Consider the following 18833-nt stretch of genomic DNA (forward strand, 5'->3'; position numbering starts at 1 on the left):
AACCGAGGCGCGCATTCTACAGATGCCATCTGACCCGTCAAGCGATTATTTCAAGATATTTGAAATTTTTTCTTTAGACTTCAAAAGCTTAACTTGTCGCCCCCTCACCCCGCGGCCTTGGTCGGCATCAAGAATCTTGCAGAGGATCGAAAAGCCAACAAAATATGGTGTCCCAGGGCAGGTTCGAACTGCCAACCTTCCCCTTAGGAGGGGGATGCTCTATCCAATTGAGCTACTGAGACACTGAAGGTGCGCGCAAATGTATCGCGCGGCGATGGACGGCGAGCATGTTAACCAGCGGGCCCGCATTTGTCATGTCGTCAATGGACTTTTTAACTGTAGCCGCAATCGGCACTGGAGCCCCTCACCCTCCCCCCTTCGCAGCACCTGCACAAGGTGCATTGCGAGGCGAGGGTCAAAACCATCGTGCATTTTGCAATCCATCAGAAGGCCATCATTGCAGTTTGCAATCGCCACCTCGTTCAGTGGCCTCGCATCCATTTGATCTTCATGTATTTTTCAGAACTTCGCATTTGGCATGAGGACTGCTCTCTCTACTCTACGAAATGGGTTTGGTTACCTCACCTTGTGGAGAACACCCAATGAACAGCGCCCTGTGCCTTCTCAATGCTCTTGCGATGGTTGCCCTGGTTTCCTTTCAGTTGCAGGCTGGCAACGACGAAGATATCGCCGTGATCTATCCTCATCATCAGGTCCTGGTGAAACCGCAGCTGGCGGTCATGAATCCGTCACCTGTTCAACGTCCAATACCGACCAACCAGCACATCTTTTCCAAAGCGCTGTACACCGAGCAAACCGAGCGCTTTATCTTTTGAAGGGGGTCTTATGTCGAAATCAGCTTTGGCGTTTCTTCTACTTGCCCTGACCAGTTTGCTAGTGGCCATAACCCCTCCCCTGGCTACGGGGGCCGCGGGCGATTTTCTGGGGACAGCCTGCGCGACGTTTGTCCTGCTATTTATCCTGGCGCTGATCAGGGGCCGCCGGATCAAGTTCAATCCGCTGCTGCGCTGAGTGCAGCCCCTCGGCCTCGAGCAAGGCGATCAGCCGCTCGACGGCCTGGCTCAATGTAGTGGAATTATCGAGCAGGCGTATTCTCATCCCCCCTTGCGCGGTGGCATCGTCCTGCTCGTCAAAATGCTGATTGCGGGCCAATCGGCGCTCGATGTCTTCCAGGCTCTCGCGCCCCCGGGCCAATAGCCGCTGGCGCAGAGCCGAATTATCGACGGTCAACAGGATGGGCAGCAGCTGTGGATAACGCTCCATTGCCTGCGCCAGGTAGGCACGCGAACCGTTGACTAGCACATGGCGCCCCTCGGCCAGCCAGTTATCGATTTGCACGGGAATTCCGTATTCAAGCCCGTTGGCTTTCCAGTGCATGGCAAACTCACCTTGCTGGCACATCTGCTCGAACCGTTCAGGGGAAACCCCGATAGCATCCTCACCCATGGCCTCGGCCGAACGGGTGATAACCCTGCGCACGATGGCCACGTTACGCTGCTGCAACGCATCACGCGCAGCAGCTATTACGCTGTCCTTGCCGGAGCCCGAAGGCCCCATCAGATAAACAAGACTGCCTGGCACAATGATGGCTCCTCCCCGCTTGCAGCGTGTCGGTCAGACACTATGCTGAACATAAGGTAGCTCGCGCGTTTCGTGCGTTTGACAGCACTCATACGGGTCAGGGCACCTCTCGAATCAACCCTGCGACAGCTCCGAATGGGTGACGGTGTTATAACTTTTCAAACCAGTGCACATTTCTGATAATTGGTGCTGGCAAATCGCCTTTATTCGGTTCAATATTTGTCACAGAATTGACGCCAAGGAACCGGCAACATTGAGGCATGATAAACACCTCTTTCACAATTCAGGTTGAACATTTAGTCGTAACGATGGTCGTAACCTCATCTTGCGGCCAATTTCGAGAACCGCTTCCCCTGAACTAAACCGGTCAATTATATGCGCCCAATGAAACAGGCAATTTATTCCAGCCGTACCGCTGACAAATTCGTCGTACGTCTTCCCGACGGAATGCGTGAGCGCATTGCCGAGGTCGCTCGCAACCATCATCGCAGCATGAACTCCGAGATCATCGCACGCCTGGAGCAAAGCCTCATTCAGGAAGGCGCTTTGGGCGACGAACTGAACATGCGTCTGGATAGCCCCGAGCTTTCCTTGCACGAGCGCGAACTGCTTCAGCGCTTTCGCCAACTCTCCCATCGCCAACAGAACGCGCTGGTCGCCCTGATCGCACACGATGTTGAAATGGCGGCTGACGCCTCCTGATTCTTCACGCCTTCAACTAAAAAGCCAGCTTAGCGCTGGCTTTTTTTTTGGCTGCGATCTCTATTGCTCCTCGTTCCCATGCTCCGCGTGGGAACGAGGAGACCCGTTTCTACAACAGGAAGATCGTCGCCAACCCCAGGAAGATGAAGAAGCCACCGCTGTCGGTGACCGCAGTGATCATCACACTCGAGCCCATGGCCGGGTCACGGCCAAGGCGCACCAGCGTCATCGGGATAAGTACCCCCATCAATGCCGCCAGCAACAGATTGAGCGTCATCGCCGCGGTCATGACCACGCCCAGTGACCAGCTGTGATACAGCATGTAAGCGACGACCCCGATCACACCGCCCCAGACCAGGCCATTGACCAGCCCCACCGCCAGCTCCTTGCGCATCAACCTGGCCGTGTTGCCCGGGCTTACCTGGTCGAGCGCCATGGCCCGCACGATCATGGTGATGGTCTGGTTGCCCGAGTTACCGCCGATACCCGCCACGATCGGCATCAGCGCCGCCAGGGCCACCAGCTTTTCGATGGAACCTTCGAACAGGCCGATTACCCGCGAAGCGACGAAGGCAGTAATCAGATTGATTGCCAACCACGCCCAGCGGTTGCGCAGTGAGCGCCAGACCGAGGCGAAGATATCTTCCTCTTCGCGCAGACCGGCCATGCTGAGTACTTCGCTTTCGCTTTCCTCACGAATCAGGTCGACCATCTCATCGATGGTCAGACGGCCGATCAGGCGGTCGTTCTTGTCCACTACCGGGGCGGAGATCAAGTCGTAACGCTCGAACGCCTGAGCAGCGTCGTAGGCGTCTTCTTCAGGGTGGAAACTGACCGGGTCGTTGGCCATGACCTCGGCCACCTGCTTTTCCGGATCGTTGACCAGCAAGCGCTTGATGGGCAGAACACCCTTGAGGATGCCGTCGTAGTCGACCACGAAGAGTTTATCGGTGTGCCCGGGCAACTCCTTGAGCCGGCGCAGGTAGCGCAATACGACTTCGAGGCTGACGTCCTCGCGGATGGTGACCATCTCGAAGTCCATCAAGGCACCGACCTGCTCCTCGTCATAACTCAGCGCCGAGCGCACACGCTCGCGTTGCTGGGCGTCAAGGGTTTCCATGAGTTCATGGACGACATCGCGGGGCAGCTCAGGGGCGAGGTCGGCAAGTTCGTCGGCATCCATTTCCTTGGCTGCCGCCAGGATCTCGTGATCGTCCATGTCGGCGATCAGGGTTTCCCGGACCGAGTCGGATACTTCGAGGAGGATGTCGCCGTCGCGCTCGGCCTTGACCAGTTGCCAGACGGTCAGACGGTCGTCCAGGGGCAAGGCTTCGAGGATATAGGCAACGTCGGCAGAGTGAAGGTCATCGAGCTTGCGTTGCAACTCGACGATGTTCTGCCGGTGAACCAGGTTTTCAACCAGGTCGTGGTGGTGACCTTCCTGGCGGTGTGTCAGGTCTTCGACGACGCGCTGACGCTGTAGCAGATCGACCACCTGAGCCAGGCGGTCCTGCAGGCTTTCCTGCGCTTTCTTTACTTCGATTTCAGTCATAGGCGAACTCCACTCCCAGCAGCGGAGCACGCCGGGAGGTTCAATCAGTCGGTTCTTGATTGTTGATACGAGCTATTGAGTAACTACTGGGTAAGTCCATGGAGGTATTCCAAAAGCCCCGGCGGGGCTGACGGGCGCAATGATACACCGCTTGGCGTATCTGGGCGCTGAAAATCTTGGCTGGATCAATTGCTTGCAACACATATCCCGGGATTCTCCGAGTACTTCAGTGCGACGACAGAGCCAGCAGAAAAAACACACATGCGCGTCAGAAATTTCAGCACAGTCATGAGACAAGCGTAGCAGCAGGAAGGTTTGGGACGGATGACATATCTTTCATCGTCCCCGCAGAACGCCAGGAAAATCCAAAATGCAGAAAGCAAAAAGCCCGCATTGGATGCGGGCTTTCTGTTGTATGGTGCACTCGACAGGATTCGAACCTGTGACCGCTCGGTTCGTAGCCGAGTACTCTATCCAGCTGAGCTACGAGTGCAGGGTTGGTATTTGATAAACCAGATCACCACTGGTTGAAGCCGAAGTTACTTACCTTACGATAAACAACCTCTTAAATGGTGCACTCGACAGGATTCGAACCTGTGACCGCTCGGTTCGTAGCCGAGTACTCTATCCAGCTGAGCTACGAGTGCATTTGTTGCCGCGCATTATAGTTCGTTAAATCTCTTTGTCAACCACTTTTTCGTTTATTTTCAACAGCTTAACGAAGAAGCTAGATTACAACGCCCTACAAAAATAATGGCGGAGAAGGGGGGATTCGAACCCCCGACACCCTTGTGAGGTGTACTCCCTTAGCAGGGGAGCGCCTTCGGCCACTCGGCCACCTCTCCGCAACACGGGGCGTATAATAACCAGCCTTTTCCCCGTTTGCAAACTAAAATTTGAAAAAAAATCGATAAAAATTAGTTACTTGGTTCCTGGTCCTTCTCTTTCTTGATGCGCAGGTAGATTTCCTCACGGTGTACGGCCACTTCTTTGGGGGCATTTACACCGATTCGCACTTGATTGCCTTTGACGCCAAGCACGGTCACGGTGATTTCTCCATCACCAATAATCAGGCTTTCTGCGCACCGACGAGTCAGTATCAGCATTACCTATCTCCTTCCGGATTGAGTTCAGGGATAACAGTCTGCAAAAAAAAGGGCATCGGCCTACAGCCGGACAGGCCGTAGGCTTACGCCTAAGTATTGACCAGGGTACGCAAAAGAACACCCTGCCCAAAAAAACGAAAAAGGCGCGGTCAGACCGCGCCCTGAAGCCAATGCGATTACTCGCCCTGGCGGGAAGGAGCATCCAGGTCGAAAGCGGTGTGCAGAGCGCGCACGGCCAGTTCCAGGTACTTCTCTTCGATGACGACCGACACTTTGATTTCCGAAGTGGAGATCATCTGGATGTTGATGCTTTCCTTGGCCAGCGCCTCGAACATGCGGCTGGCAACGCCAGCGTGGGAGCGCATGCCGACACCGACGATGGAGACCTTGGCGATCTTGGTGTCGCCAACGACTTCACGGGCACCGATTTCGCGCGCCGTGTTTTCCAGGACCGCTTGAGCGGCCGTGTAGTCATTGCGGTGCACGGTGAAGGTGAAGTCAGTGGTGTTATCGTGCGAGACGTTCTGCACGATCATGTCGACTTCGATGTTCGCGGCACTGATCGGGCCGAGGATCTTGAAGGCCACGCCGGGGGTGTCTGGCACGCCACGGATGGTCAGCTTGGCTTCATCGCGGTTAAAAGCGATGCCGGAAATGATCGGCTGTTCCATGGATTCCTCTTCATCAATGGTAATGAGGGTGCCCGGACCCTCCTGGAAGCTGTGCAATACGCGCAGCGGGACGTTGTATTTGCCGGCGAACTCGACCGCGCGGATCTGCAGCACCTTGGAACCGAGGCTGGCCATTTCCAGCATCTCTTCGAAGGTGATCTTGTCCAGGCGTTGAGCTTGCGAAACGACGCGAGGGTCAGTGGTGTAGACACCGTCGACATCGGTATAGATCTGGCATTCATCAGCCTTGAGTGCAGCGGCCAGCGCTACACCGGTGGTATCGGAGCCACCGCGACCCAGGGTGGTGATGTTGCCGTGCTCGTCGACACCCTGGAAGCCAGCCACGACCACGACACGACCGGCCTTGAGGTCGGCGCGAATCTTCTGGTCGTCGATCTGCAGAATCCGAGCCTTGTTGTGCGCGCTGTCCGTCAGGATCCGCACCTGGTTGCCGGTGTAGGACACCGCCGGTACGCCGCGCTTGATCAGCGCCATGGCCAGCAGTGCAATGGTCACCTGCTCACCGGTGGAAACAATGACATCAAGCTCGCGCGGCACCGGCTGGTCACTGACCTGTTTGGCCAGGTCGATCAGGCGATTGGTTTCGCCGCTCATGGCTGACAGCACAACCACCAGGTCATCGCCGGCTTCTCGGAATTTTTTAACCTTGTCGGCTACCTGCTCGATTCGCTCGACGGTGCCAACGGAGGTGCCTCCAAATTTCTGTACGATCAAAGCCATTTCAAAGCCGCCTCAGCCCGTGAAGGGCGCCCATTAAACAATCAACTCATGCAAAAACGCCAAGGCCCGTTACTAGACAACGGGCCTCGGTGGGTGAATCAGATGCCCTGCTCGACGAACGGCACGGTCAAGGCCAGCGCTGCATCCAGCGCACTCGCATCGACACCGCCGCCCTGCGCCATGTCAGGACGTCCACCACCTTTACCACCAACAGCCGCAGCTGCCTGTTTCATCAGATCGCCAGCCTTGAGCCTGGCGGTCAGATCCTTGGTCACGCCGGCAACCAGCACGACCTTCTCTTCGTGAACGCCACCGAGCAGGATCACGCCCTCCCCCAGCTTGTTCTTCAATTGGTCGACCAGCGCCAGCAGTGCCTTGCCGTCCATGCCATCGAGACGTGCCGCCAGGACTTTCACGCCCTTGACGTCGACTGCCGAAGCCGACAAGTCGTCACCCGCCGCGCTGGCAGCCTTGGCCTGCAATTGCTCGAGCTGCTTCTCCAGTTGGCGATTACGCTCGAGCACAGCCGACAGTTTGTCGATCAGGTTGTCGCGGCTGCCCTTGACCAGTTGCGCGGCTTCCTTGAGCTGATCTTCAGCTGCGTTCAGGTAAGCCAGCGCTGCTGCACCGGTGACCGCTTCGATACGGCGTACGCCAGAAGCGATGCCACCTTCGCTGATGATCTTGAACACGCCGATATCACCGGTGCGATCGACGTGGATACCACCACACAGCTCGACGGAGAAGTCACCACCCATGCTCAGCACGCGAACGCTGTCGCCGTATTTTTCGCCGAACAGCGCCATTGCGCCCTTGCGCTTGGCGGTCTCGATGTCGGTTTCTTCGGTTTCCACTTCAGTGTTCTTGCGCACCTCGGCGTTGACGATGTCTTCCAGCGCCTTGATCTGCTCAGGCTTGATGGCTTCGAAGTGGCTGAAGTCGAAACGCAGGCGTTGGCTGTCGACCAGCGAGCCCTTCTGCTGAACGTGCTCGCCCAGTACCTGACGCAATGCAGCGTGCAGCAAGTGGGTGGCCGAGTGGTTCAACGAAGTGGCGTGCTGGACCTCCGCGTCGACCTGGGCCTGCACTTGAACGCCGACACTCAGGCTACCGGTATCGACAACACCGTGATGCAGGAAAGCGCCGCCGGTCTTGGTGGTATCAAGCACGTCGAAACGTACCGCACCGGCTTGCAGGTAACCGGTATCACCGACCTGGCCACCGGACTCGGCATAGAATGGCGTCTGGTCGAGAATGACCACGCCCTCTTCGCCTTCGTTCAGCTGCTCGACGGCCTGCCCCTCTTTATAGAGAGCAACAACCTTGGCACTGCCAGCAGTGGCTACGTAACCGGTGAAGCGCGTGGCCTCATCGACCTTGACCAGGCTGTTGTAGTCCAGACCGAAAGCACTGGCCGAACGGGCACGCTCGCGCTGAGCCTGCATTTCACGCTCGAAGCCGGCTTCGTCGAGGGTCAGCTCGTGTTCACGGGCGATATCGCCGGTGAGGTCCATGGGGAAGCCGTAGGTGTCGTACAACTTGAACACCACTTCTCCCGGTATGACGTTGCCCTTGAGTTCGGCCAGGTCCTGCTCGAGGATCTTCAGGCCCTGCTCCAGGGTCTTGGCGAACTGCTCTTCTTCAGCCTTCAACACACGTTCGATATGCGCCTGCTGCGATTTCAATTCAGGGAATGCTTCGCCCATCTCGGCAACCAGCGCAGCGACGATCTGGTAGAAGAAGCTGCCCTTGGCGCCCAGCTTGTTACCGTGGCGGCAGGCGCGACGGATGATCCGACGCAGCACATAGCCACGACCTTCGTTGGACGGCAGTACGCCATCGGCAATCAGGAAGCCGCAGGAACGGATATGGTCGGCAACCACCTTGAGCGAGGCCTGGGCATCGTTGGTGCAACCGATGGCCTTGGCCGAGGCGGCCAGCAGGCTCTGGAACAGGTCGATCTCATAGTTGGAATGCACGTGCTGCAGCACCGCGCTGATCCGCTCCAGGCCCATGCCGGTATCCACCGACGGCGCTGGCAACGGATGCAACACGCCATCGGCGGTGCGGTTGAACTGCATGAACACGTTGTTCCAGATTTCGATGTAACGATCACCGTCTTCTTCCGGCGAGCCAGGTGGGCCGCCCCAGATGTCGGCGCCGTGATCGTAGAAAATCTCGGTGCATGGGCCGCATGGGCCGGTATCGCCCATGGTCCAGAAGTTGTCGGAGGCGTAAGGCGCGCCTTTGTTGTCGCCGATACGGACCATGCGCTCGGCCGGAACACCGACTTCCTTGGTCCAGATATCGTAAGCCTCGTCATCGCTGGCGTAGACCGTTACCCAGAGCTTTTCCTTGGGCAGGTTCAGCCACTTGTCCGAGGTCAGGAAGGTCCAGGCGTAGGTGATGGCATCACGCTTGAAATAGTCGCCGAAGCTGAAGTTGCCCAGCATTTCGAAGAAGGTGTGGTGACGCGCGGTGTAGCCGACGTTTTCCAGGTCGTTGTGTTTACCACCGGCGCGCACGCACTTCTGGCTGCTCACGGCGCGGGTGTAGGAACGCTTTTCCTGGCCCAGGAAGCAATCCTTGAACTGGTTCATCCCGGCGTTGGTAAACAGCAGGGTTGGGTCATTGCCCGGAATCAAAGAGCTGGAGGCGACACGGGTGTGGCCTTGCTCTTCGAAGAAGCGAAGGAAGGCTTCTCGGATTTCTGCGCTTTTCATAAGTTCTTCCACGGAGACGACGGCCTGCGTCAAATTGACGAAACGACGGCAAAGGGCCGCATTATATCGGGCCTGCGGCCGCGGTACAGTGTGTTTATACGTTGCAAACCGCCATTTGGAGGTTATGCGCGCAGTTTTATCAAGTGCGGCCTGATGAAATGGCATGCATTCGAGGCAATTTCGTTAGCGACCTATTCACATTGATGAAATCTATGGTAAAAACGCTGCGCTGCCATCACTTGGCGGCAACGTTCTCAGGGCGGGGTGCAATTCCCCACCGGCGGTAATTGCGCGCAACGCGCATAGCCCGCGAGCGCTTGCGGGGCAAGCCCCACAAGGTCAGCAGACCCGGTGTGATTCCGGGGCCGACGGTCATAGTCCGGATGAAGAGAGAACGGGATTGACGCCCAAGGGCCATGCCCGCAGCAAGTCGCTCAAGGTTTGCGCCGCAATACGCACCCTTGAATCCCATTCGATCCACATGCCCTGTTTTATACATAAACAGGAGTCAACGTAGATGCAACCCACAGCAATCGACAGCAAAAGCCACCCGAACGAGCGCATCGCCTTTATCCAGGCCTGCTGGCACAAGGATATTGTCGATCAGAGCCGTAACGGCTTCGTCGATGAGATGGTCAAACTGGGCTATCAGCAGAGCGATATCGATTTTTTTGAGGTCGGCGGAGCCTTTGAAATTCCACTGCATGCCAAACTGCTGGCGAAGACTGGCCGCTATGCGGGCATCGTCGCGGCGGGCCTGGTCGTGGACGGCGGCATTTACCGCCACGAGTTCGTCGCCCAGACTGTGATCAGCGGCTTGATGCAGGTCCAGCTGGAGACCGAAGTGCCAGTGTTCTCGGTCGTACTGACGCCGCACCACTTCCATGCCGGCGAGGAACATCACAAATACTTCTTCGAGCACTTCGTGCACAAGGGTGCGGAAGCGGCGAAGACCTGTGCCGATACGCTGCAGAAAGTGCGTGCACTGCGTCGTTTGCAGCCGCAGCAGAAGATGGCGGTGTAAAACCCCTACCCCCTCATTCCCACGCTCCGGGCGGGAATGCAGTTCCAGACGCTCCAGCGTCGAGCGACGCAGAGCGTCTGGAGAGGCATTCCCACGCAGAGCGTGGGAACGAGAGCACCGCCCAGTCAGCAACAATCAGCAAAAATCCAATCCCACCAAAAAGCACACCCGAGCAATCCGCTCGGGCGTGTAGATATATATGTACTCCTCGCGCTGTTTGCCAGGCACCTAATCTGGTCGCCCACCCCCCATCCGCGAGGAAATACCATGAATACCCCATGTAACACTTTGCCTATCCAGATCGACGGACGCCTCAGAACGCCACAAGCGATACCCGAAGAGCTCGATGAAGGCACCGCACTGTTCCGCGTCACACGCTATCGCTACCCGCTCTACAAGGATGAAGAAGTGTGCATCGAGCGCCTCATCCACGAGGCGCAAAATGACTGGGAGGAAGCAGGCACCAGCGACGAAATCGTCTTCTGGTCCAGGTCTGCAAAGGTTCAGCTGAGCAATCCGGGCGACACATTGCAGGTCGAGGTAAATGGGCGAACCTTTCTGCTGACGCCGGATAATCCCCAGCAGAGACTAACGTTGCAAATCACCGAAGACGTCGAGCAGTACAACGCCGCAGAGAACTTTTCCTGGCCGCTTCGCGTAGATACTGGTGCAAGAAAAACCAAAGGCACAATCGATACAGGTAGCAGAAACCTGCAGATTCATGGCACACCACAGTTTCAGCGGCGAGTGCTCGAACAGCTGGAATTATTGGAGGCATCGCCTGCACTGAAAAGGCTTTTGGATGAAGTGCGCGTGACCCTCGATGAACAGGACGACCCACTCACCATCGTGGAGCTATACGTCGGCACCGAATCGGTGTTCGGGCCGTGGGCAAGCGGCACCGACCTCACCAGCGGTGTCGTAATCCTGTACAACCCCTACGACAACAATTCCGATATCGATACCGCACTGTTCAAAGCCTTGTACCGTGCTTACGGCCTGATTACCGATGCAGTGCTCCCAGGCTGGCTTGCTCCCTGACGATAGCCCCAGCAACAATTACAACTTTGCAGCATCGGCCGGCACGATCAAAATCCCCGCCCGCAGACCATTCTTGACCTTCGGGTTGGGAAAAATGATGCGGGCCCCCTCTTCCTCCACGGTCCAACGCGTATCGGCCAGATCTTCAGCCAGCAGATAACCCTTGGACAATTCCGCGAAGTTCTCGATATCCGCCGGCAGGTGCAGGCGAAAGGCATCGCTGTGCTTGATGATTTCCCGAGCCACGCTGAATACCTGCAAGCCATCGAGTGCCGTGCTGTCCAAGGGCGGCTCGGTGCCTTCGATGATGTGCTTCAAGCCAGCCTCGAGACGGGTGAGATTGACCTGCTGGTTTTGCCCGAATGGACGCGCCTTGCCCAGTTCCAGGGTAAAGGCCTCGGCATCGAGCTGTTCATAGGTGTAGGCGGTAAAGGTGATGGACGTCTTGCTTTGCAGCAGGACCGCATCCATCCCGGCAGCATGTATCCGCGCCAGTTCGGTGCGCGAATGTTTGCGGCCTTCCTTGTACGGATAAAGGGCGAATTGCTCGATCTTGGATCCGCGAATCGCGGTGTGCAGGTCGTAATGCAGGCGGGTTCGGCCAGGCATGCTGAAAAAAGTGGCGGCCAGACGCTCAAGCTCACAGGCCCGTAGCGCCTCGGTGCCGCTGGAGAGCTCGTGGCGACCGTTGAAAAGCCGGTTGACGTCCTGCTCGATGTAGCGCTCGCCTTTGCGGATGGCTTCAGGGTTGCCGAACAGAAACAGAATGCGCACGCACGGTTTGATTTCACCACGGGCGATGCCGTGCAGCAGCTCATCGAGCAGTTCGATGGGCGCTGTTTCATTGCCATGTATACCGGCCGACAAGAGCAAGTCCATGCCGGTATCCCGAGCGTCGGGCGGACGCACTTCCAGTGCACCCTCGCCGAGCCAGCGCATACGCACGCCTTCGACTGTCAGCTGAGTCTTCTCCGCCGGTTCGCGACCGGCGAGGGTCAGTTCGAGCAGCTTGCCGAGGGCGAGCATAGGCGTTTTTCCTTAGTGTTTGCAGTCAGGACCGTGGACGTGGTCATCGTCACCTGCGTCGGCCGGCTCCATTTCCAGTTGCAGACTTACAAGATTAGTCGCCAACGGGCGCAGCAGCAGGTTGGCGTACTCGGCGTCGTCTTCTTCGACGTCGACGCCGATCAGCAGCTGGCCGCGGCCATCCTGCTGGATCCACACTTCCTTGCCTTGCCAGACCACGGCAAAGCGCGTGCAGGAGGTTTCCAGCTGAGTGCCGTCGGTGTCTTCAAGGATCAGCTGCAGGGCGTCGGACATGTCGAATTCTCTTTCAAGGTTGGAGTTGGAATGGATACACCGAACCCAGTTTAAGGATCTGGGTCAGTTCATCCAATGCCGTGCGGCACTCAAGCAGCAACTGCGGGTCGGCCAGGTCGGCTTCGGCCAGGCGATCGCGGTAGTGCTTGTCGACCCACTGGGTCAGTGTGTCGTACAACGGCGCCGTCATGATAACCCCTGGATTGACCGCCGCCAGTTCCGTTTCATTGAGTGCCACGCGCAAACGCAGGCAAGCCGGGCCACCACCGTTCTGCATGCTCTGCTTCAGATCAAAGACCTTGACCTCGGCAACCGCGCCATTCTGGCCGGTCAAGCGCTGCAGATAGTTCCAGACCCGCTCGTTGCCACGGCACTCCTCTGGCACGATCAACAGCATCTTGCCGTCGCCGCGCGAGAGCAGCTGGCTGTTGAACAGGTAAGAGCGTACGGCGTCCTCGACTGTCACTTCAGCCCTGGGCACGCAAATCGCCTGAAACTTGCCACCGCGTTTAGCCAGTTTAGCCTGCAGTTCGGCGAGCATGGCTTCGGTTTCGAGAAAGGCGTCCTCGTGATAGAACAACACCTCACCATTACCGACTGCGATCACGTCGTTATGGAATACGCCCTGATCGATGACAGCCGGGTTCTGTTGCGCGTAAACCACGCCCTCTTCGCTCAAGCCGTGCAGCCGGGCAACCGCCTGGGAGGCTTCCAGGGTTTGCCGGGCCGGGTACTTCTGCGGCGCCGGGTAACGGCTGTCGAAAGCGCTGCGCCCGTAGACGAAGAACTCGACGCCCGCTTCACCGTATTGACGGCAGAAACGCGTGTGGTTGGCCGCGCCCTCGTCACCGAACTGCGCCACCGCTGGCAATGCGGCATGGTGAGCGAAGTGCTTTTGATCGGCAAACATGGCCCCCAGCACGCGACTGGTGGTCGGGTGCTCGATGCTGCGGTGGTACTTGCAATTGAGGTTGGCTGCGGTGAAATGCACCCGCCCGTCAGCGGTGTCGGCACTCGGGCTGACGGTGGCGGCATTGGCTACCCACATGCTCGATGCCGAGCAGCTGGCGACCAGCAAAGGCATTGCCTGCTTGGCCGCCTGCTCGATGACCTGGGCATCGGTGCCGGCGAAACCCAGCCGACGCAAGGCCGCTACATCAGGACGCTCCTGGGGGGCCAGCACGCCTTGCTGAAAACCCATTTCCATCAGCGCCTTCATTTTCGCCAGGCCCTGACGCGCCGCTTCACGCGGGTTGGATGCCTGCTGGCTGTTACTCTGCGAGGCAACGTTACCGAAGGACAACCCACCGTAGTTATGGGTCGGGCCTACCAGGCCATCAAAGTTCACTTCAAACGATTTCATCGGCGAGGCTCCGTGGACCTGTTGTTATAGGGTTAGACCCGGGGTCAGGGTTGCAGGCAGGCTTACGCTGGCAGTTTCCAGCGAAGCGACCGGGTAGGCGCAATAATCGGCAGCGTAATAGGCACTGGCACGGTGGTTGCCGCTGGCGCCGACGCCGCCGAATGGCGCGCTGCTGGCCGCACCTGTCAGTTGCTTGTTCCAGTTGACGATGCCGGCGCGGCTTTGCAGCCAGAATTGCTGGTAGCGCGCATTGGAATCGGACAGCAACCCGGCGGCGAGGCCGTATTGGGTGTCATTGGCTTCGGCGATGGCTGCATCGAAATCGACGTAGCGAATCACTTGCAGCATTGGGCCGAACAACTCTTCATCGGAACGTTCAGCAACAGCCGTCACGTCGACGATGCCAGGCGTCAGCAACGCCGCCTGAGATTGTGGTTGAGTCATCTCCAGCAGGCTGACGCCGCCCTTGGCAAGCATTTGCGCCTGGGCATCGAGCAGGGCCTTGGCCGCGGCCAGGGAGATCACCGAGCCCATGAAAGGTGCCGGTTGCTGGTCGAATGCGCCGACCTGAATGGTTTTGCATACCTCCACCAGGCGCGCCAGCAGCGAGTCGCCCCAGGCGCCTTGCGGCACCAGCAGGCGGCGTGCGCAGGTGCAGCGCTGCCCAGCCGAAATGAAGGCCGACTGCACTATGGTGTAGACGGCAGCGTCCAGGTCAGCGACCCGATCGACCACCAACGGGTTGTTGCCACCCATCTCCAGCGCCAGGATCTTGTCCGGGCGACCGGCGAACTGTTGATGCAGAAGGTTGCCGGTGCGGCTGGAGCCGGTGAAGAACAGCCCGTCGATACCCGGGTTGGCCGCCAGGGCGATGCCGGTTTCCCGCGCGCCTTGCACCAGGTTCAATACGCCTGCCGGCAGCCCGGCTTCGATCCAGCATTTGACTGTCAGCTCGGCGACTTTCGGCGTCAGCTCGCTGGGCTTGAACACCACGCTGTTACCGGCCAGCAAGGCCGGCACAATATGACCATTGGGCAGATGGCCCGGGAAGTTGTATGGCCCGAACACCGCGACCACGCCGTGGGGCTTGTGGCGCAGGACAGCCGTGGCATCGGCCAGCGGACCGCTCTTTTCACCGGTACGTTCACGGTAGCTTTGCACCGAGATAGCGACCTTGTTGATCATGCTGGTCACTTCGGTTGCCGATTCCCACAGCGGCTTGCCGGTCTCTTCGCCAATGCAATGCGCGAGTTCATCGGCATGAGCCTTGAGGCTGGCAGCGAAGGCTTCGAGAATCGCAATGCGCTGATCGAGGGAACGCACGGCCCAGGCCGGAAAAGCCTGGCGCGCTGCGCTGACGGCGCTGTCGACTTGCGCCGCATTGGCGCCCTTGCCACTCCAGATCACCTGCTGGCTCACCGGGTTGAGCGACTCCAGTGGCTCGCCCTGACCTTCCTGCCAGGCACCTGCGATGTAATGCGTACTCATTATTTGGCCTCCCGGGCTGCGGACAGTTGCACGGCGCGAACCTGATCGCCGGCGCTCAGGCGCAGGCGCTTGGCCGTCTTCGGATCGACCACCAGGGTGCCGGCCGCCAGGCGTGCAGGTGCGGCGGTGATGCGGCAGTCCTCACGCTTGCGGTTGTGGATGATGAACGGCGTGGCGTCGTCGCCCGGGGTTCCGACGGCCAGCACCAGCGCCTGGCTGTCGTGCACGGCGCGGATCTTGCTGGTTTCGCACTCCACCGCAGGACCGGCATCGAAAATATCGACATAACCCTGGTAGCTGAAGCCTTCGCTCTTGAGCATGTTCAGGGCAGGTTCCGTGTCGGTGTGCACCCGGCCGATCACATCGCGCGCCGCTTGTGACAGGAAGCAGGTGTACAGCGGGAATTTGGGCATCAGTTCGGCGATGAACGCCTTGTTGCCCACGCCCGTCAGGTAATCGGCCTGGCTGAATTCCATCTTGAAGAAGTGCCGGCCCAGGCTCTCCCAGAACGGCGAACGGCCATTGGTATCGGACATGCCACGCATTTCGGCGATGATCTTGTTGCCGAACAGTTCCGGGAATTCGGCGATGAACAGCATGCGCGCCTTGGACAACAGACGACCATTGAGGCCGGTACGGGCATCGCTGCGCAGGAACAGCGAGCAGAGCTCCGAGTTGCCGGTGAGGTCATTGGCCAGGAACAGGGTCGGGATCTCGCGGTAGATGTTCAGCTCCTGGGAGGCACTCACGGTCAAGCCGACCCGGTAGTTGTACCAGGGCTCACGCAGCCCCACGGCGCCGGCGACAGCAGAGATACCGACAACCTGACCGTCGTCATCCTCGAGGACGAACAAATAGTCGGCATCGGCGCGCTCGGCCTCGCCGCGGAAGGTCTTTTCGGCCCAGCCGACGCGATGCGACAGGCGCTCTTCGTTGGCCGGCAAGGTGGTCAGGCCGGTGCCGGTGCTGCGCGCCAGCTCAATCAGCGCGGGTAAATCGCTGCTGCGTACGGGACGAACGATCATGCTTTCTCCTCAAGCAGGCGCCCTTGGACGCCCGCAGAACTCGACCTGTGAATGCCAGGAATCAAACCGCGACCAGGCGCACGCTGGCACCTTCGCCGACGCCCAGGGCCTCGGCTGCCTCAAGATTGAGGTTGACCGGCTTGCCCGGCACCCAATCGAGTTCGAGCAGCACCGCGCGGTAATCCTGCAATTGACCGTTGGCGACCAGATACAACCGCCCGCCCTTGACCACCGTTTCATCGATCTTCACCGGCACCACCCGGCTCTGGGCAATGGAGCGAATCCCCGACACCCGCGCATGCAGCGTCGGGCCACCGTCGAAGATGTCGATGTAGTGGTCAGTCTCGAAACCTTCGCGCATCAGGATGTCGAACGTCACCTGCGCACGTGGATGCACCTGGCCCATCGCCTCCTGGGCGGCGTCGGGCAGCAGCGGCACGTAGATAGGGTAATGCGGCATCAGCTCGGCCAGGAAGGTCCGGCTCTTGAGGCCACACAGGCGCTCGGCCTCGGCGTAGTTGAGGTCGAAGAAGTTGCGGCCGATTGCGTCCCAGAAGGGGGAGTCGCCATTCTCGTCGCTGTAGCCGACGATCTCGGTCACCACCGAATCGGCGAAGCGCTCCGGGTGGTTGGCCATGAACAGCAGGCGGCCACGGGAGTTGAGCTCGGTCCAGGACGTGCCGACCAACTCAGGCACCACATAGAAACTGGTCAGCAGGCTGTTACCGGTCAGGTCATGGCACTGCGACAGCACGTGAATCTTGTTATGGATCTTCAACTCACGCGAAGCGTGCACGAAGGTCTCGTTGCGAAAGCTGTAGAATGGCTCGGAATAGCCTGCCGAGGCGACGATCGCCGAACAGCCGACCAGGCGACCGTTGGTGCTGTCCTCGAGCACGAAGAAATAGCTCTCCTCACCGTTGAAGCTGACTTCGGCGGCGAAAGAGGCTTCGGACGCGGCAATCTTGTCGCTCAAGCGACCGGCGTCGTCAGGCAAGGAGGTGACACCAATCGGGCTGTCCGCAGCCAGACGCTGTACTTCGCCCAAATCAGCCATTTGCGCGGGGCGCATCACCAGCATGGTGTCACTCCTTTTCTAGGAAAACAGGTCGGCATCCGCCGACACAAGGGAACAGGGGATCGGGTGCGCAACAACGCACTCGATACGGGAATCAGGTCGACGGCCCCCAAGGGGCCGCCGAAGGTTGCCGCGGCCGGATCAGGCCTGGGTCAGTTTCACCACGGCACGCTCGAAGCGGTCCAGGCCTTCATCGATGTCGGCATCGTCGATGACCAGGCTCGGGGCGAAACGCACCACGTCGGGACCGGCCTGAAGAATCATCAAGCCTTCTTTTTCAGCAGCGTTGAACACGTCCTTGGCCTTGCCTTTCCAGGCATCGCTCAAGGCACAACCGATCAGCAGGCCCAGGCCGCGGATCTCGGTGAACAGGCCGTATTGCTGGCCGATCTTTTCCAGACGGGTCTTGAAGCGCTGATGCTTGGCCTTGACGCCAGCCAGCACCTCGGGGGTGTTGATGACATCGATCACCGCATTGCCGACGGCGCACGCCAGCGGGTTGCCGCCGTAAGTGGTGCCGTGGGTGCCCACGACCAGGTGCTTGGCCAGTGCTTCGGTGGTCAGCATGGCGCCGATCGGGAAGCCGCCGCCCAGGCTCTTGGCGCTGGACAGGATGTCGGGAATGACGCCGTAGTGCATGTAGGCGAACAGTTCGCCACTGCGGCCCATGCCAGTCTGCACTTCGTCGAACACCAGCAGTGCGTTGTGCTTGTCGCACAACTCACGGGCGCCCTGCAGGTATGCCAGCTCGGCTGGCAGCACACCGCCCTCGCCTTGCACCGGCTCGATCACCACCGCGCAGGTCTTGTCCGAGATCGCGGCTTTCAGCGCGTCCAGATCGTTGTAAGGGACGTGGGTGATGCCGGTGATCTTCGGACCGAAACCGTCGGAGTACTTCGACTGGCCACCGACGTTGACGGTGAACAGGGTACGACCGTGGAAACTGTTGATCGTGGCGATGATTTCGTACTTTTCCGGGCCGAAGCGGTCATGGGCGACACGACGCGCCAGCTTGAAAGCGGCTTCGTTGGCTTCGGCGCCGGAGTTGCAGAAGAACACACGCTCGGCGAAGGTGGCATCGACCAGCTTCTTGGCCAGGCGCAGGGCCGGCTCGTTGGTGAATACGTTGGAGACGTGCCACAGCTTGTTGGCTTGTTCGGTCAGCGCGCCGACCAGGGCCGGGTGGGCATGGCCGAGCACGTTCACGGCGATGCCACCGGCAAAATCGATCAACTCGCGGCCCGACTGGTCCCAGACTCGGGAGCCCGCACCGCGCACGGGAATAAAACCCGCGGGAGCGTAATTGGGGACCATTACCTGGTCGAAATCGGCACGTTGCACCTGATCTTGCTCAACGGACATCGGAGTCTCCTGAAGAGGAACGCCTGCCTGGAACT

General features: G+C 59.1%; 17 protein-coding genes, 4 tRNA genes and 1 riboswitch. Of the genes, 5 read left to right on the forward strand and 16 right to left on the reverse strand.

Translation table 11 applies throughout. From position 1 onward, the window contains the following. Nucleotides 1-165 precede the first annotated feature (165 nt). Nucleotides 166-242, reverse strand: a tRNA-Arg gene (locus tag F2S13_RS07015). Nucleotides 243-602: 360 nt separating this feature from the next. Here F2S13_RS07015 and F2S13_RS07020 point away from each other — a divergent pair. Together F2S13_RS07020 and F2S13_RS29690 are read left to right on the forward strand one after the other, a co-directional pair. After that, nucleotides 603-836: a hypothetical protein gene (locus F2S13_RS07020; protein ID WP_166359750.1), complete on the forward strand. Its 234-nt coding sequence runs from the start codon at nt 603-605 to the stop codon at nt 834-836. A gap of 10 nt (nt 837-846) precedes the next feature. After that, nucleotides 847-1032, forward strand: a complete 186-nt coding sequence (locus F2S13_RS29690; protein ID WP_343047360.1) for a PA3371 family protein — start codon at nt 847-849, stop codon at nt 1030-1032. Here F2S13_RS29690 and phnN read toward each other — a convergent pair. Continuing rightward, nucleotides 973-1602, reverse strand: coding sequence for a phosphonate metabolism protein/1,5-bisphosphokinase (PRPP-forming) PhnN (gene phnN, locus F2S13_RS07025; protein WP_166359751.1), 630 nt, complete (start codon nt 1600-1602; stop codon nt 973-975). The two genes, F2S13_RS29690 and phnN, sit on opposite strands and share 60 nt — an antisense overlap. A gap of 375 nt (nt 1603-1977) precedes the next feature. Here phnN and F2S13_RS07030 point away from each other — a divergent pair, with 375 nt between their 5' ends. Beyond that, nucleotides 1978-2304 carry an Arc family DNA-binding protein gene (locus F2S13_RS07030; RefSeq protein ID WP_166359752.1) on the forward strand — a complete coding sequence of 109 codons (327 nt, stop codon included), beginning with the start codon at nt 1978-1980 and terminating at the stop codon, nt 2302-2304. A 109-nt stretch (nt 2305-2413) separates the two neighbouring features. Here the strand turns inward: F2S13_RS07030 and mgtE are convergent, their stop codons facing one another. The 7 genes from mgtE to alaS all read right to left on the reverse strand — a co-directional run bounded on the left by mgtE (nt 2414) and on the right by alaS (nt 9097). Continuing rightward, entirely contained in the window at nt 2414-3856 is a 1443-nt protein-coding gene (mgtE, locus tag F2S13_RS07035) for a magnesium transporter (protein WP_166359753.1), read from the reverse strand. Nucleotides 3857-4272: 416 nt separating this feature from the next. Beyond that, a tRNA-Arg gene (locus tag F2S13_RS07040) sits at nt 4273-4349 on the reverse strand. Nucleotides 4350-4426: 77 nt separating this feature from the next. Beyond that, nucleotides 4427-4503 (reverse strand) — tRNA-Arg (locus tag F2S13_RS07045). 107 nt (nt 4504-4610) lie between these two features. Next, nucleotides 4611-4701: transfer RNA gene (locus tag F2S13_RS07050), tRNA-Ser, on the reverse strand. A gap of 72 nt (nt 4702-4773) precedes the next feature. Then, nucleotides 4774-4962 (reverse strand): carbon storage regulator CsrA, encoded by a 189-nt coding sequence (csrA, locus tag F2S13_RS07055; RefSeq protein WP_166359754.1) that lies wholly within the window; start codon nt 4960-4962, stop codon nt 4774-4776. A 176-nt stretch (nt 4963-5138) separates the two neighbouring features. Beyond that, a complete protein-coding gene (locus F2S13_RS07060; RefSeq protein WP_166359755.1) occupies nt 5139-6374 on the reverse strand; it encodes an aspartate kinase in 1236 nt (411 codons plus the stop codon). A 98-nt stretch (nt 6375-6472) separates the two neighbouring features. Then, a complete protein-coding gene (gene alaS / locus F2S13_RS07065) occupies nt 6473-9097 on the reverse strand; it encodes an alanine--tRNA ligase (protein WP_166359756.1) in 2625 nt (874 codons plus the stop codon). 246 nt (nt 9098-9343) lie between these two features. After that, a riboswitch (FMN riboswitch) is annotated at nt 9344-9497 on the forward strand. Nucleotides 9498-9614: 117 nt separating this feature from the next. On the opposite strand from alaS, the gene F2S13_RS07070 reads away from it, so the two are divergent. Next, on the forward strand, nt 9615-10121 hold the full coding sequence (locus F2S13_RS07070; RefSeq protein ID WP_166359757.1) for a 6,7-dimethyl-8-ribityllumazine synthase: 507 nt from the start codon (nt 9615-9617) through the stop codon (nt 10119-10121). A gap of 267 nt (nt 10122-10388) precedes the next feature. Beyond that, a complete protein-coding gene (locus tag F2S13_RS07075) occupies nt 10389-11162 on the forward strand; it encodes a type III secretion system effector protein (RefSeq protein ID WP_166359758.1) in 774 nt (257 codons plus the stop codon). Between the two features lie 18 nt (nt 11163-11180). On the opposite strand, the gene astE is transcribed toward F2S13_RS07075, so the two are convergent. The 7 genes from astE to F2S13_RS07110 form a co-directional block, all read right to left on the reverse strand. Continuing rightward, nucleotides 11181-12188, reverse strand: coding sequence for a succinylglutamate desuccinylase (gene astE, locus F2S13_RS07080; protein WP_166359759.1), 1008 nt, complete (start codon nt 12186-12188; stop codon nt 11181-11183). A 12-nt stretch (nt 12189-12200) separates the two neighbouring features. Next, the gene (locus F2S13_RS07085; protein WP_166359760.1) at nt 12201-12482 is read right to left on the reverse strand and encodes a topoisomerase II; all 282 of its coding nucleotides are present in this window, start codon (nt 12480-12482) and stop codon (nt 12201-12203) included. Between the two features lie 13 nt (nt 12483-12495). Then, complete coding sequence (astB, locus tag F2S13_RS07090; RefSeq protein ID WP_166359761.1) at nt 12496-13845, reverse strand: N-succinylarginine dihydrolase; 1350 nt, start codon at nt 13843-13845, stop codon at nt 12496-12498. 24 nt (nt 13846-13869) lie between these two features. Further along, on the reverse strand, nt 13870-15336 hold the full coding sequence (gene astD, locus F2S13_RS07095) for a succinylglutamate-semialdehyde dehydrogenase (RefSeq protein ID WP_166360167.1): 1467 nt from the start codon (nt 15334-15336) through the stop codon (nt 13870-13872). Continuing rightward, the gene (gene astA, locus F2S13_RS07100) at nt 15333-16358 is read right to left on the reverse strand and encodes an arginine N-succinyltransferase (protein ID WP_166359762.1); all 1026 of its coding nucleotides are present in this window, start codon (nt 16356-16358) and stop codon (nt 15333-15335) included. The genes astD and astA overlap by 4 nt, the downstream gene beginning before the upstream one ends. A gap of 61 nt (nt 16359-16419) precedes the next feature. After that, nucleotides 16420-17439: an arginine/ornithine succinyltransferase subunit alpha gene (aruF, locus tag F2S13_RS07105; RefSeq protein ID WP_166359763.1), complete on the reverse strand. Its 1020-nt coding sequence runs from the start codon at nt 17437-17439 to the stop codon at nt 16420-16422. Nucleotides 17440-17577: 138 nt separating this feature from the next. Continuing rightward, nucleotides 17578-18798: an aspartate aminotransferase family protein gene (locus F2S13_RS07110; RefSeq protein ID WP_166359764.1), complete on the reverse strand. Its 1221-nt coding sequence runs from the start codon at nt 18796-18798 to the stop codon at nt 17578-17580. Between the last annotated feature and the right edge of the window lie 35 nt (nt 18799-18833).

The organism is Pseudomonas akapageensis, assembly GCF_011355085.1.
Lineage (GTDB): Bacteria > Pseudomonadota > Gammaproteobacteria > Pseudomonadales > Pseudomonadaceae > Aquipseudomonas > Aquipseudomonas akapageensis.

What these genes read in the sequence shown, in the direction of transcription:
- F2S13_RS07110 (WP_166359764.1), bottom strand. Translation starts at nt 18,798, where the DNA reads ATGTCCGTTGAGCAAGATCAGGTGCAACGTGCCGATTTCGACCAGGTA.
- F2S13_RS07075 (WP_166359758.1), top strand. Translation starts at nt 10,389, where the DNA reads ATGAATACCCCATGTAACACTTTGCCTATCCAGATCGACGGACGCCTC.
- astB (WP_166359761.1), bottom strand. Translation starts at nt 13,845, where the DNA reads ATGAAATCGTTTGAAGTGAACTTTGATGGCCTGGTAGGCCCGACCCAT.
- astE (WP_166359759.1), bottom strand. Translation starts at nt 12,188, where the DNA reads ATGCTCGCCCTCGGCAAGCTGCTCGAACTGACCCTCGCCGGTCGCGAA.
- alaS (WP_166359756.1), bottom strand. Translation starts at nt 9,097, where the DNA reads ATGAAAAGCGCAGAAATCCGAGAAGCCTTCCTTCGCTTCTTCGAAGAG.
- F2S13_RS07085 (WP_166359760.1), bottom strand. Translation starts at nt 12,482, where the DNA reads ATGTCCGACGCCCTGCAGCTGATCCTTGAAGACACCGACGGCACTCAG.
- F2S13_RS07030 (WP_166359752.1), top strand. Translation starts at nt 1,978, where the DNA reads ATGCGCCCAATGAAACAGGCAATTTATTCCAGCCGTACCGCTGACAAA.
- F2S13_RS07060 (WP_166359755.1), bottom strand. Translation starts at nt 6,374, where the DNA reads ATGGCTTTGATCGTACAGAAATTTGGAGGCACCTCCGTTGGCACCGTC.
- F2S13_RS29690 (WP_343047360.1), top strand. Translation starts at nt 847, where the DNA reads ATGTCGAAATCAGCTTTGGCGTTTCTTCTACTTGCCCTGACCAGTTTG.
- F2S13_RS07020 (WP_166359750.1), top strand. Translation starts at nt 603, where the DNA reads ATGAACAGCGCCCTGTGCCTTCTCAATGCTCTTGCGATGGTTGCCCTG.
- mgtE (WP_166359753.1), bottom strand. Translation starts at nt 3,856, where the DNA reads ATGACTGAAATCGAAGTAAAGAAAGCGCAGGAAAGCCTGCAGGACCGC.
- csrA (WP_166359754.1), bottom strand. Translation starts at nt 4,962, where the DNA reads ATGCTGATACTGACTCGTCGGTGCGCAGAAAGCCTGATTATTGGTGAT.
- aruF (WP_166359763.1), bottom strand. Translation starts at nt 17,439, where the DNA reads ATGCTGGTGATGCGCCCCGCGCAAATGGCTGATTTGGGCGAAGTACAG.
- astA (WP_166359762.1), bottom strand. Translation starts at nt 16,358, where the DNA reads ATGATCGTTCGTCCCGTACGCAGCAGCGATTTACCCGCGCTGATTGAG.
- F2S13_RS07070 (WP_166359757.1), top strand. Translation starts at nt 9,615, where the DNA reads ATGCAACCCACAGCAATCGACAGCAAAAGCCACCCGAACGAGCGCATC.